At 51.8% G+C, this 13,031-nt stretch carries 10 protein-coding genes; 5 read left to right on the forward strand and 5 right to left on the reverse strand.

All coding sequences use genetic code 11. The features are described 5' to 3' along the window. The first annotated feature begins 260 nt into the window (after positions 1–260). The 3 genes from NMUL_RS03580 (at position 261) to galU (ending at position 3,943) form a co-directional block, all read left to right on the forward strand. The gene (locus tag NMUL_RS03580) at positions 261–1,040 is read left to right on the forward strand and encodes a Crp/Fnr family transcriptional regulator (RefSeq protein ID WP_011380035.1); all 780 of its coding nucleotides are present in this window, start codon (positions 261–263) and stop codon (positions 1,038–1,040) included. 205 nt (positions 1,041–1,245) lie between these two features. Continuing rightward, positions 1,246–2,793, forward strand: a complete 1,548-nt coding sequence (locus NMUL_RS03585; protein WP_011380036.1) for a cytochrome b6 — start codon at positions 1,246–1,248, stop codon at positions 2,791–2,793. Between the two features lie 100 nt (positions 2,794–2,893). Continuing rightward, a complete protein-coding gene (gene galU, locus NMUL_RS03590) occupies positions 2,894–3,943 on the forward strand; it encodes a UTP--glucose-1-phosphate uridylyltransferase GalU (protein ID WP_011380037.1) in 1,050 nt (349 codons plus the stop codon). A gap of 211 nt (positions 3,944–4,154) precedes the next feature. On the opposite strand, the gene asd is transcribed toward galU, so the two are convergent. Both asd and NMUL_RS03600 read right to left on the reverse strand, forming a co-directional pair. Then, positions 4,155–5,024 (reverse strand): archaetidylserine decarboxylase, encoded by an 870-nt coding sequence (asd, locus tag NMUL_RS03595; RefSeq protein ID WP_011380038.1) that lies wholly within the window; start codon positions 5,022–5,024, stop codon positions 4,155–4,157. A 129-nt stretch (positions 5,025–5,153) separates the two neighbouring features. Then, positions 5,154–6,974: an ABCB family ABC transporter ATP-binding protein/permease gene (locus NMUL_RS03600; protein WP_011380039.1), complete on the reverse strand. Its 1,821-nt coding sequence runs from the start codon at positions 6,972–6,974 to the stop codon at positions 5,154–5,156. A 363-nt stretch (positions 6,975–7,337) separates the two neighbouring features. Here NMUL_RS03600 and NMUL_RS03605 point away from each other — a divergent pair, with 363 nt between their 5' ends. Then, entirely contained in the window at positions 7,338–8,537 is a 1,200-nt protein-coding gene (locus NMUL_RS03605) for a DUF6161 domain-containing protein (RefSeq protein ID WP_011380040.1), read from the forward strand. A 334-nt stretch (positions 8,538–8,871) separates the two neighbouring features. Here NMUL_RS03605 and cbbX read toward each other — a convergent pair whose 3' ends face one another. From cbbX to NMUL_RS03620, 3 genes are all read right to left on the reverse strand, one after another. Next, a complete protein-coding gene (gene cbbX, locus NMUL_RS03610) occupies positions 8,872–9,834 on the reverse strand; it encodes a CbbX protein (RefSeq protein ID WP_011380041.1) in 963 nt (320 codons plus the stop codon). A gap of 181 nt (positions 9,835–10,015) precedes the next feature. After that, entirely contained in the window at positions 10,016–10,450 is a 435-nt protein-coding gene (locus tag NMUL_RS03615; RefSeq protein ID WP_011380042.1) for a ribulose bisphosphate carboxylase small subunit, read from the reverse strand. A 23-nt stretch (positions 10,451–10,473) separates the two neighbouring features. After that, positions 10,474–11,943 carry a ribulose-bisphosphate carboxylase large subunit gene (locus tag NMUL_RS03620; RefSeq protein WP_011380043.1) on the reverse strand — a complete coding sequence of 490 codons (1,470 nt, stop codon included), beginning with the start codon at positions 11,941–11,943 and terminating at the stop codon, positions 10,474–10,476. A 143-nt stretch (positions 11,944–12,086) separates the two neighbouring features. Between NMUL_RS03620 and NMUL_RS03625 the strand changes: the two genes are divergently transcribed. After that, on the forward strand, positions 12,087–13,022 hold the full coding sequence (locus tag NMUL_RS03625) for a LysR family transcriptional regulator (protein ID WP_011380044.1): 936 nt from the start codon (positions 12,087–12,089) through the stop codon (positions 13,020–13,022). Positions 13,023–13,031 lie beyond the last annotated feature (9 nt).

A 13,031-nucleotide genomic window follows, 5' to 3' on the forward strand; every position in this document is an offset into this window, starting at 1 on the left:
ATGTGTGCCACCGTACAGAATGCGGTAATTGCACTCGCTAATATCCAGCATTCTGACTCTCCAGCTAGCAGAGATAGATATCCTGAAATTGCAGAATAAAATCGAAAGTGCCTTATGCCTGGAGAGGGGCAAAGTTGCAAAGGAATAAGCGCAGACCTGGAAATACTGTTAATACTGCTGTAAAACGATAAGCGTATAAGCGTTATGGGCGATCTGTACCAGCTAGATTTTCCGATGCCAGACCTATATTGAAGTTCATCATGCTTCCACCGCAGAGTCCCAAGCAGAACAAGATTCTCGCAGCCCTGCCTCTCGGGAGCTACACTCGCTTGCTGCCTCTTCTCGAGCATGTGCCCATGCCAGCCGGTCAAGTCATCTATGACCCTGGTCTTCCTTTCAAATATGTGTATTTCCCGACAAATTCTGTAGTTGCACGTCTTTATGAGACGGCAAGCGGAGCGTGTACCCAGACCGGACTCATCGGAAACGAGGGGTTGGTCGGTGTTTCGGCGCTGCTGGGTGGCGAAAACTATTCTGCACGCGTTCTGGTGATGAGCACCGGTAAGGGTTATCGCATTAAAACCAGCTTCATAAGAGACGAGTTTGAGTTGGGCGACGAACTGAAGCAATGCGTCCTGCGCTTTGCCCATGCTCTGATGGTCCAAACCGAACAGGTAGCTGTTTCCAATCGTTACCATACCGTTGATCAGCAGTTGAGCTATCTTTTATTGATGAGCATGGACCGTTTGCCGGGAAATGAGCTTCATATAACCCATGAGCAAGCGGGAATCATGCTGGGCGTACGTCGCGAAAGTGTAACGGTTGCGGCACACAAGCTTCAGGCAGCCGGGGCGATTCGCTGCCGCCGGGGACACCTTGCAGTTGCAGACCGCCAGCAACTGGAGGCAAGCGCGGGCGAGCAGTATGAAGTCGTTAAAAAAGAATACGAGGGCCTGGCAGCGTTTTATGCTTCGCATGCCGTTCATTCTTCCGAGTTGCCTCCTGCAAGATTCAAGCGGTTTTTTCAGTCAGCCGAGTAAGCCAGACATTCTCCAGGGTCTCTTGCCAGAAGTACTGGGGTATTGCCCTCGATCCTGGTCTGCCCGCACGCTCATGTGTGCGGTTTCGAACAGAGTTGTTTTCCTTGACATGACAGTATTTCAACTGTTTAGCTGAATATGGGAAATCCGGCCAAGAAAACGCGGGAATAAGCGTGTGCTCCCCGCAGTCAAGAAAGGAGGATCAATGATGAAAAATATACATATCCTTATCCTGAGTACAGGATTCCTCAGCTTGAGTGCGGGAATGAATGTTGTCTTGGGTCAGGACGATCACGCGAAGAATTCCGCAAATCGTGCCCCGCATGATGCGGTTGAAGATGCCCAGACCCCTCGCCGCGTCTCTGCCACCCGTCCGGAGCAGAAAAAAGACGAACACGATCGTTCCAATATATTTGATGCAAAGAATGCAATGCCTTCCTCGCAAGCTTTTGGGAATCAGCCTGACAACGGAAAGGTTATGGGATTTGATTTTTCCCGGGATGCGTTCAACGCCAAGAAGCCGATGCAAACCTTTGAGGAAATCATGAAAGCGGATATGGCTGAGCGACCAAAGGTAATGCAAACGCAGCGTGAATTGCTGCAGCGGCGGTATGATTTGAAGCCTCGGCTGGATAAGGAGGCAAAAATGTCGCGCGGCAAGCCGTTGGCGGTGGGGCCCACGGCACGCTTATCGTCCGGCATGACGTGGCAAAGACTCGCCGGAATCGCGCCTGAAGAGATAAAGAGCAAAAACGCATTTCCGTATCCAGCCCTTCCGCATCCCAAGCAATCCACGGGAGGGCAGGTGTTTCCCCAAATGCAGATCGATATGTTTCCTCGGCTGCAAAGGTTTGATGTCGATTTCGATTTGCCCGAGGCATTCTTGCCGGAGTTTCCACCAGCGATATTTCTCCAGAATCGACCTGAGTTAGGGGATGTGTCGCGTGGAGAGGTGGTTTCCATCAATAATTTTCACAGGTTATTCAAGGACATCCTGACCCCCGTACAGCTCAACGGGTTGCAGATGTTACTCACGCCACTGCCTCAGGAAGAATTTAATCCGACGGATGATCGTAAAAGTAACGAACCGAGTCTTGGAGTAGCTTGCCTCGATTGCCATGTCAACGGCCACACGACAGGGCAATTTCATCTGAGTCCCGATATCCGCCCGGAAGAACGCCGATTCCGTCTCGACACGGTAAGCCTGCGCGGTATGTATAACCAGCAGATACACGGTTCGAAACGTAGCTTGCGTTCAGTGGAAGACTTCACGGAGTTCGAGTTCCGGACTGCTTATTTCAATGGCGATCCGATCCGGGCAATGAAAAAAGGCTTTCCCGTATTTGACCGGATTCATGTAAGTCATATGGCACAGCTTCAGAACATGTTCGATTTCCCGCCTGCGCCAAAACTCAAGAGTGACGGGAGACTTGATCCGGCCAAAGCCACGGAAAAGGAAAGGCGCGGGGAGAAACTCTTCTTCGGAAAGGGGCAGTGCGCAAGCTGCCACCAGCCTCCCGCATTCCTGGATCACCAAATGCATGATCTGAAGCTCGAACGCTTCCTGAATGAACCGGGGGATGGGCCGATAAAGACTTTCACACTGCGGGGGATCAAGGACAGTCCGCCATACCTGCATGATGGCCGTTTGCTGACCCTTGAAGATACAGTCGAGTTTTTCAATCTGGTACTGGAGCTCAAGCTCACAGACGAGGAGAAGTCCGATCTGGTCGCGTATATGCGTCAACTGTAATTGATGCCCGCAAGGGAGCATATCTTTCGAATTTCGCACTTTTGTAACGTCATCAGTATATATAGAGATGATGTAAATGCAGTTTTAGGGGAGATCACTCATGAGCATTACCGCCACGCCTGTAATGAACCGGAAAGATGTACTTTCGTTGACTGCTGGACCCGCTGTTCGCAAATCCCCGCGAGCGGTCCGCAAGGCTGTGTTTCCCGTAGCCGGACTTGGCACCCGTTTCCTGCCCGCGACCAAGGCAGTGGCCAAAGAAATGCTGCCCATTGTGGACAAGCCGTTGATCCAGTATGCGGTGGAAGAAGCGGCTGCGGCAGGTATCGAAGAAATCATTTTCATTACCCATCGGAGCAAGCGCGCCATTGAAGACCATCTGCACCGGGCTGTGGAACTGGAAAGTGAATTAGCCTCGCAGGGAAAACACGCTTCCCTGAAAATGCTGCGCCAGTTGACGCCGGGTGGCCTTCATTTCAGCTTTGTCCGGCAGGAGGAGCCGCGGGGTTTGGGGCATGCAATTTACTGCGCGCGACATCTCGTGGGCAACGAACCGTTCGCCGTACTGCTTCCGGACGATTTGATCGATGGAGATCCTCCTGTGCTGGCACAGATGGTGTCCCAGTATGAACAAGTCCAAAGCAGCCTCATAGCGGTGCGCGAGGTTACGCGCGAACAGACGCGGCGGTATGGAATTGTGGATGCTTTTGATGCAGAGGCAGAGAGCGATACGCTGAAAATCAGGGGGGTAGTGGAAAAACCTTCTCCTGACGCTGCGCCATCCACGATGGCTATCGTAGGTCGTTACGTTCTGTCACCCGCCATTTTTGACTGCATCAGCAATCTCAACCCGGGAACAGGAGGGGAAATTCAGCTTACCGACGGAATCTCCCGTCTTCTCAAGCTGGAATCTGTCCTGGCCTACCGTTACCAGGGGAAGCATTATGATTGCGGCAGCAAGGCGGGCTTCCTGGAGGCAACCATCGCCTATGGTTTGCAGCACCCGGAAGTGGCGATGGAGTTCAGGGAAACCTTATTAAAGATAGGACAGGAACTTATTCGCCAGGAGCTCATTCAGGAGTTTCAACAGGATCCGGAACCTGTCGCCGCTGTTGCAAACGAGCCCATATTGAAGGCGGCTCAGGCATGATCGATTGCCTGAGAAAGTGCCAATTCTTCAAAGACTAACCTGCCTGCCTTGCTCGCTCGACTCCATTTCGGGTCGTGCGCGCCATCTTGGAGATCAGGGAGGCTCATCACCTCCCGTATCTTCTTAAAGCACTTCTTTCAGTTCCGCCTGCAGCCCTTCGTCTTTGCCAGCAAGAGGGAAATGAAGGGAAATGAGGAATGCTCTTTTCTTTTTATTTGGCCGGATCAGCTTTGGTCGCCATCGTTTCCCCGAACCGTATGGTTCGGCCGGGGGCCCAGGCGGGATTAAACGCTATTTCGTTTTTCGGGAATAACATTACCACTGTTGATCCCAATTGGAATCTGCCCATCTCATCCCCTTTTTTGAGCACCAGATCCGCAGAGTCATATCGCCACTCCTGTACATCGCGCGCCCCTTCTGAATCCCGCGGGTTGACCACTCCATGCCATACGGTGGCTACACTCCCGACAATAGTGGCGCCTACCAGCACTAAAGCAAATGGCCCGAATTCCGATTCAAATATGCAAATCACCCTCTCGTTGCGTGCAAACAACCCCGGGACGCCGCGGACCGTTTTCGCGTTCACGGAGAACAGATCTCCCGGAACATAGATCATTCGGCTCACGCGTGCATCTACGGGCATGTGGACCCGGTGATAATCCCTCGGGCTCAGATACAGGGTGGCAAAGTTGCCCCCATAGAATTTTTCCGCCAGCCGGGTATCCCCTCCCAGCAGCGCGGCGGCGGAATAATTGTGTCCCTTGGCCTGAAATATCTGGTCGCCGGAAATGACGCCGAGCTGGCTTATGACGCCGTCGGCTGGACAAACATAATCGGCATCAGATATCGGACGGTTTTCCAGAAGCAGCGGACGGGTAAAAAACTCGTTGAAGGTTCGATAGCTGCGAATATCCGGGTTAATCGCTTCATTCATATTCACCCCGTAGCGCCAGACAAACCAACGGATAAGAAGCGTGGTGAGATTGCCGGCCTCAGCATTGGCAATACGTCCGGCCAGCAGTGTCAGCGCATGTTTAGGCAATAAGTACTGAGGAAATACAGAAAGAGAAGCTGTCTGCATGGCAATTTTTGAGATAGAAATAGAGGCTATTATAGTGTATTAAGCGATCAATCTTCGTGACCCGGGTTTACTCCAACTCGCGTCAACCAGATGTCATAATATCCATTCCCCCTGGGCGCGAACCTCCTATTATAGCCTGTGTCCCAGGCCGCCGCTTACAAGTTGAAGTCTGGTTTGTTCTTCCTGTTGCTGCAGTTCCCACATATAAGTATAGGCTCCATTCATCGCCAGGAGTTCCCGGTGAGTACCGCGCTCAACGATGCGGCCATGATCCATCACCAGAATTTGGTCGGAATCGACGATAGTGGATAAACGGTGAGCAATCGTCAGTGTGGTGCGATTGGCAGCGATACGACGCATCTCCCCCTGAATGCTTTTTTCCGACTTTGAATCCAGGGCAGAGGTGGCCTCATCAAAGATAAGGATTCCGGGATTTTTCAAGATCGCGCGAGCTATCGCTACCCGCTGTTTTTCGCCTCCCGAAAGTTTCAACCCTCTTTCCCCCACGACCGTCTGGTACTTGTCCGGCAGGCTCTCAATGAAATCATGAAGATGAGCGGATCTTGCGGCTTCAAATACCTCCTCCGGGCTCGCCTCAGGGTTGCCGTAGGAAATATTGTAATAAATGGTATCGTTGAACAGGACGCTGTCTTGTGGAACGATGCCGATCGCGGCTCGCAGGCTGCTCTGGGAAACATCCCTGATATCCTGTCCGTTTACCAGGATGCGTCCGCTGCTGACATCGTAAAAGCGAAAGAGTAACCGTGCGAGGGTAGATTTGCCAGATCCGCTATGGCCCACCACTGCAACGCTGGAGCCGGCGGGAATGTCGAAGCTGACATCAAACAGAATCTGACGGTTCGGTTCGTAACTGAAATTTACCGCTTCGAAGCGTACGGGGGCGTTTCCGGCAATAAGGGTTGCTGCACCCGGTTTATCCTGGATCTCTTCATTCTCTGCCAGTAGATTGAACATTTTTTCCATATCCGCCAGAGAATGCTTGATCTCCCGGTAAACGAATCCAAGAAAATGCAGCGGCATATAAAGTTGGAGCATGTAAGCATTGACGAGCACCAGATCGCCCAATGACATGGACCCCTGAATCACGCCGTCGGCGGCAAGCCACAACAGTGCAGTTATTCCTATTGCTATGATGGCGCTCTGCCCCGAGTTGAGTAAGGCCAGAGAAGTCTGGTTACGAACCGCCGCAATTTCCCATTTTTGCATGTGCTCATCGTAGCGCCGCGCTTCCCAGGACTCATTGCCGAAATACTTGACTGTTTCGTAGTTCAGAAGGCTATCGATTGCCTGAGTGTTGGCTTTTGAATCCATGTCATTCATGGTTCTCCGAAAAATCATTCGCCATTCGGTCACGATGAGCGTGAGCGCAATGTAGGCTACCAGCGTGCCAAGGATGATCACGGAAAACCAGATGCTGTACCCGGAGATGAGGATGATGGCAACGAGACTGATTTCCAGCAGAGTCGGGAGGATATTGAACAGCATGAAATTGAGGAGAAATGAAATACCGCGGGTTCCCCGCTCAATATCCCGCGACATGCCTCCCGTCTGCCTTTGCAGATGAAAGCGCAGCGACAGCGCATGCAAATGGCTGAACACCCTGATTGCGACGCGGCGAATGGCGCGCTGCGTCACCTTGGCGAACACGGCATCACGCAGCTCTCCGAAGAGTGTGCTGCAGAAACGCAGGAGGCCATACGCTAACAGCAACAGAACCGGCAAGACCAGCAGGGCGCGGGGACGGTCAAGCGCGTCGATAATTTCCTTCAGTACCAGCGGTATGGCCACGCTGGCAAGCTTGGCCATGAACATCAATACCACTGCCGCCATTACCCTGCCTTTGAATTCCCATAAATAAGGCAGCAGCGTACGGACGGTCTTCCAGTCGTTCCGGTTGATGGGCGGCTTTTCCAGACGGGTAGGGCGCATCGTTGAATTCCAGATGATAAGGGTTCAGAAGGAGTATAACGCGCCCTTGGCTAGATATCGTCGAATCACGGGATAATGGCGGGGCGTTTTGAGAATGGATTTGCGCATCCTGCAAGCCAGAAGCCAAGCCTATATTTTTAAGGCATAAAGCATAATTCCGGCTCTCCACAGGCTTCTTTGGCACTGCCTAAGCTAAATTCCATCCCCTTGGCGGATGGCTAAAGCAATCCAAAAAAAAATGATGCTTTTTCTCATGAGAAGCTAATTAAATAACATTATCTGGCAATCTTATTGCAGGACTGACCATGCTTTGTCGTTAAGCAAGACAAAGGTTGATGCAACTACAACATAAGAGGTGAATTTTTGAGCGAATCCAAATCTGCAATTTCCATAGCTCTGGGACGCCCTCCTTATCAAAAGGAGTTTCACAACATAGAAGAACTCCAAAAATGGTTTGCAGATGAGCGCAATAAATTTGAGTGGATTCAAAAAGTCACATTTGCTGATGTCACTCATGACCGTAATTATTTGGAGAAGCTATGGGGGAAAATAAATGGATGGCATGCTGCAATAAGCAAGCTTATAGCTGATTGGAAAAGCCATGCTCATGATGAGAAAGAGCTGGAAAAAACAATTCAAGCTCACAAAAACTCATTATTGGGTGAACTTAAGGCAGAAGAAATACTCCTGTCGTCCTCATCGGAGATGGAGTTCATCTTCGGCTTGCGTCGTAGAAGATCAGATCTCGTGGCAGCTTATGCGTTGTGTTTCTTGATGGATTTGGATGTTCCTTCTACTAATGATGCAACGGAAGGCATGTTTTGGGTGCTGCGCTATCGGGAAGGAAGTACCGCAACAGTAGAATCACAAGCGCACGCGTTGGAAGCATTGGCGGCGAAATGGAATGCCAGTTTTCAGGAGCAGCGCAGTAAAAATCAGGAAGCTGCAGATAACCAGAACAATAGCCTAGCTACTTTAATCGGTGAAGTTAAATCGTTAAAGCGGGAAGCGAGCGTGCTACTGAATCAACAAAGTACCGATTATGAAAGCCATAAGAATCAGCTAGAAGTTGATCTGAAAAGTATCAAAACGGCCTTCAGCAGTGAACTCGGGCTGAAGGAACCGGTTAATTACTGGCAGGCTAAGCTAAGATATCATCGATGGGTCTTGTGCTGTATGGCTGTAGTTACCTTGTTCGTAGCTGGGGCAGCTATTTACTGCTTTATATGTGCGGCCTATCAATTTTCACACGCAGATATTGGACGAATTCCTCTTTTACATTTAAGTATCTTGTTTGCAATATCTACGGCAGGAATTTGGTTGACCCGGATTTGCAGCAAGATATTCATTTCAAATCTACACCTGCGAACAGATGCTCATGAACGTGTGACGATGTGTAAGACCTACTTGGCGCTGCTGGCTATAGATAAGGGGATCACGGAGACGGATCGACAATTGATGCTTCAGACGTTGTTTCGACCAAGTTCAACAGGTTTCATTAAGGAGGATGGACCATCCGGAGTTTTTGAATTAGCGAAGATATGGGAGAGGAGGGGAGGCTAATTCATCTTATTTGGTTTCTGTGAATCCATCTGGTCGCTGGATTGCTCAAACCCGCATATATTGTATGGCGGAGATACTGCAAAACACTTTTCGGCGCGCCTGATGGTTGATGGTATAACCCGGATTTCAGCACTGGTTGAGTAAATACCCATGTTCATGGCGCTTCTATAATTCTCAAGGCCGGTTTGGTGAGATACCGGATCAGGTAGGAGCGGGTTCAGATAAGCGGATAAAAAAAGGCGCCCAACCGGGCGCCCTGTTTGATCAATACTGCAATGATAAGTTGCTAAGCTTTTAATACCGGCTGAGTCATGGACGCGGTGTGGAAAGCGCTCTATACCGACTCCTCGGATAATTCCCGGCTTGCCCCCTCATCTCCATCCAGATCAACAGCACCTTCCACGAATACACGGCTTGCCCGGATATCCTCCGCTTCGATAGTGATCAGATCGGTGCGTGACAGGTTTTTCTTTGCTCCCTCGAACAAACGGTTGGCTTGACGCAGCCTTGCGCGATCGAGGGCATTGCGTACGGAACGCGCATTGGCAAAATGCTCCATTTTCATCCTCAACCGGATGTATTCGCCAAAGGCCTTCTCCGCTTCTGCGCTGAGACGGTAATTCTGTGCCGCCAGCATAAGCTTGGCGATAGCCACCAGCTCATCCGGAGAATAATCGGGAAAATCGATGTGGTGAGCTATCCGCGAGCGCATGCCAGGGTTGCTGCGGAAGAATTTGTCCATGCGGTCCTTGTAACCAGCAAGGATGACAACCAGATCATCCCGGTTGTTTTCCATCACCTGCAGCAGGATTTCGATCGACTCGGCGCCATAATCCCGTTCATTCTCGGGTTTGTAGAGGTAATAGGCTTCGTCGATGAACAGCACCCCCCCCATGGCCTTCTTTATCACTTCCTTGGTCTTGGGGGCGGTATGACCGATATATTGGCCCACCAGGTCATCGCGGGTCACGGAAACAAGGTGTCCTTCACGCACATACCCCAGGCGGTGCAATATCTCGGACATACGCTGGGCGACCGTGGTTTTCCCGGTGCCTGGATTGCCGGTGAAAGACATGTGCAGGCTGGGCGCGCCGGCGGTGAGATCCAGTTTCTTGCGGACGCGGTCCACGAGCAACAAGGCTGCAGTTTCGCGAATGCGGGTTTTTACCGGCTTCAAGCCAATCAGCTCACGGTCAAGCTTATCCAGCACTTCCTTGATATTGGAAGCCTGAAACTCGGCTTCCAGATTAATGGAACTGGTATCGGAAGGGGGAGTTTCTTTCAGTTGTGTTGTCACGTTTGATCCACCCAAAAGGAAATAAAATTTTAGACTCGTGCCTCGGTTATTGGTTTACCGGAAAACGGCCTTACATCGGGTTATGAGAGAAATCAGGATCAAGTAAGACAACAGGCCGTTAAAGCACCTGCTGCCTTTCCAAATTGGTTCTCCCCTCCCGGGAAGGAAGGGGAGGCAGCCATCAGTACCGCTCTGCTTCCGGTTTTTCCGTTGCGTAGGAATGGACGGTATAGCGAATTTGCCGTCCATCCACTTCCTGACGCACCAAGCCAAAACCAGGCTCGTTCTTCGGACGGTTGACGATGTAGGACATCGCCGGGCTTTCCACACCGCGCGATGAATCGAAAGCCGTAACACGAATGTAGTGGTTCGGATAGGTCTTGCGGCAATCGTTGATCTCCTGCAGGATACCCGCGGGGTCCTTCAGGTCGAACATCGGGTTGCCGAACATTTCCCAATACGTGTTGCGGGGATGCGGATCATCGGTATATTCAATTCCGATAGCCCAGTTGTTCTTCAGCGCATATTTGATTTGCGCCGAAATCTGCTTATCCGTCAGCGGGGGCAGAAAAGAAAATTGCCCTTGCGTGAGACGGTTTTGAAAATTGGTCATCATAATATGGTTTCTCCTTGATACGATTAAACGCTGGCTGTTTCGCTCGGCACAAAGTCGGCGGTGTCGGTGGATTCATAGTTGAAGGTGATGTCCTTCCATGTATCCAGCGCCAGCTTGAGCGGGGTGCACCACTTGGCGGCTTCTTCCAGAATCTGAGGACCTTCCTTCACATAGTCGCGCCCTTCGTTGCGCGCCATGATCATTGCCTCCAGCGCGACCCGGTTGGCGACCGCGCCCGCCTGAATGCCTTGCGGGTGTCCGATGGTGCCACCGCCAAACTGCAGTATCACGTCTTCGCCGAGGTAATCCAGCAACTGGTGCATCTGGCCAGCATGGATACCGCCCGAAGCAACCGGCATGACCTTGTTCAGCGAAGCCCAATCCTGCTCGAAGAACAGTCCGTGCTCCAGGCTTACCGGTGTGTGACGGTCGCGCAGGGTGTCGTAGAAGCCCTTGATCATGAGGGGATCGCCTTCCAGTTTGCCCACGACAGTGCCTGCATGGATATGGTCTACACCCGCCATCCGCATCCACTTGCAGATGACACGGAAGTTCATGCCATGGTTCTTCTGGCGCGAGTAGGTGGAGTTGCCGGCACGGTGCAGGTGCAGAATCATGTCGTTCTTGCGCGCCCACTTCGCCATCGATTGAATGGCGGTATAGCCGATCACCAGGTCGATCATGATGATGACGGAGCCGAGCGACTTGGCGAATTCCGCGCGCTCGTACATCTCTTCCATGGTGCCGGCGGTAACGTTCAGGTAGTGGCCCTTGACTTCGCCGGTAGCGGCTGAAGCCTTGTTGACTGCTTCCATACAGTACAGGAAGCGGTCACGCCAGTGCATGAAGGGTTGCGAGTTGATGTTCTCGTCATCTTTCATGAAGTCGAGACCACCCTTGAGTCCTTCGTATACCACGCGGCCATAGTTGCGGCCGGAAAGCCCCAGTTTCGGCTTGGTCGTCGCGCCCAGCAGCGGCCTGCCAAATTTATCGAGACGCTCGCGCTCCACGATGATACCGGTTGCGGGACCCTGAAAAGTCTTCAGATAAGCCACCGGGATACGCATGTCTTCCAGACGCAAAGCTTTCACAGCCTTGAAGCCGAACACGTTGCCGATGATGGAGGCGGTCAGGTTGGCGATGGAACCCGGCTCGAACAAATCAAGATCATAGGCGATGTAGGCGAAATACTGCTGTTCAGTCTTGGTGCCTTCGCCAGTATTGGGCACGGGATCGGTACGGAAAGCTTTCGCGCGATACAGTTCGCACGCGGTCAGCCGATCGGTCCACACAACGGTCCAGGTCGCGGTGGAAGATTCACCGGCTACCGCCGCTGCGGCTTCCTCAGGCTCCACTCCTGCCTGGGGGGTGATACGGAACATGGCGATAATGTCGGTATCCTTGGGTACATAGTCAGGTTCCCAGTAACCCATTTTCTTGTAGGGAATTACGCCAGATTTGTATCGCTCGGCGCCGGTAATTGCTTCACTCATGGCAGTTCTCCTCATAAGGGTAGATAAAGGTGCTACAAAAAGAATTGTAATCGATATTACTATAAATAACAGTCACATGTTTTGATTGTTATGATAAGATTATGCTTATATATTTTCACTCTCCCATGAAACCATGAGGGAATATGCTGCATATCACACTGCGGCAGTTAAAAGTTTTTGAATCGGTTGCCCGCCATCTGAGTTTTTCCCGTGCAGCCGAGGAACTCCATCTTACCCAGCCGGCAGTTTCCATGCAGATCAAGCAACTGGAAGACACCGTGGAACTTCCGTTGTTCGAGCAGATGGGCAAAAAGATCTACCTGACCGATGCGGGGCGCGAACTTTATCATTACAGTCGTGCCATCTCTCAGCAACTGTCAGACATGGAGCTGGCGCTCGATGAATTGAAAGGACTGGAACGAGGCAGGCTCAATATTTCGGTGGTCAGTACCGCCAACTATTTTGCCCCGCATCTGCTGGCCAAGTTCTGTCAGCGCTACCCGGACATTACCGTCAGCCTCAATGTTTCCAATCGCGAAACCGTCCTCAAGCAACTGTCCGACAACGTGATCGATCTTGCCATCATGGGACAGCCTCCGGAAGACCTGGATATTGCGGCCGAATCTTTCATGGAGAATCCTCTGGTCGTCATTGCGGCGCCGGACCATCCGTTGTGCAGGATGGAGAGGATCCCTGTGAAACGCCTGGAGCAGGAAACATTCCTGGTGCGGGAGCCGGGTTCCGGTACACGCGGCGCGATGGAGCGTTTTTTCGCATCGCACCATATTTCGCTCAGCAAGGGAATGGAAACGGACACCAGCGAGGCGATCAAACAGGCAGTCCAGGCAGGCATGGGTCTGGGCATCACCTCGCTGCACACGGTGGAGCTGGAACTGGAAACAAAACGGCTGAAGATTCTCGACGTCGAGGATTTTCCCATCATGCGCTACTGGCATATCGTTCATCGAAAGCACAAGCGGCTCTCCAGTGTTGCCCAGGCATTCAAGGAATTTCTGCTGAAAGAGGCTCGCGGATTGATGCCGATGTCACACAAAAGAGCGGCTGAAGCCTGGCGATAGCTTTCCCCC

The sequence above is a fragment of the Nitrosospira multiformis ATCC 25196 genome (genome assembly GCF_000196355.1).
Lineage (GTDB): Bacteria > Pseudomonadota > Gammaproteobacteria > Burkholderiales > Nitrosomonadaceae > Nitrosospira > Nitrosospira multiformis.

Excerpts from the sequence above, each read along its gene's own strand:
- NMUL_RS03580 (WP_011380035.1), top strand. The coding sequence starts at position 261 with ATGCTTCCACCGCAGAGTCCCAAGCAGAACAAGATTCTCGCAGCCCTG.
- NMUL_RS03585 (WP_011380036.1), top strand. The coding sequence starts at position 1,246 with ATGATGAAAAATATACATATCCTTATCCTGAGTACAGGATTCCTCAGC.
- galU (WP_011380037.1), top strand. The coding sequence starts at position 2,894 with ATGAGCATTACCGCCACGCCTGTAATGAACCGGAAAGATGTACTTTCG.
- asd (WP_011380038.1), bottom strand. The coding sequence starts at position 5,024 with ATGCAGACAGCTTCTCTTTCTGTATTTCCTCAGTACTTATTGCCTAAA.
- NMUL_RS03600 (WP_011380039.1), bottom strand. The coding sequence starts at position 6,974 with ATGCGCCCTACCCGTCTGGAAAAGCCGCCCATCAACCGGAACGACTGG.
- NMUL_RS03615 (WP_011380042.1), bottom strand. The coding sequence starts at position 10,450 with ATGATGACCAATTTTCAAAACCGTCTCACGCAAGGGCAATTTTCTTTT.
- NMUL_RS03620 (WP_011380043.1), bottom strand. The coding sequence starts at position 11,943 with ATGAGTGAAGCAATTACCGGCGCCGAGCGATACAAATCTGGCGTAATT.
- NMUL_RS03625 (WP_011380044.1), top strand. The coding sequence starts at position 12,087 with ATGCTGCATATCACACTGCGGCAGTTAAAAGTTTTTGAATCGGTTGCC.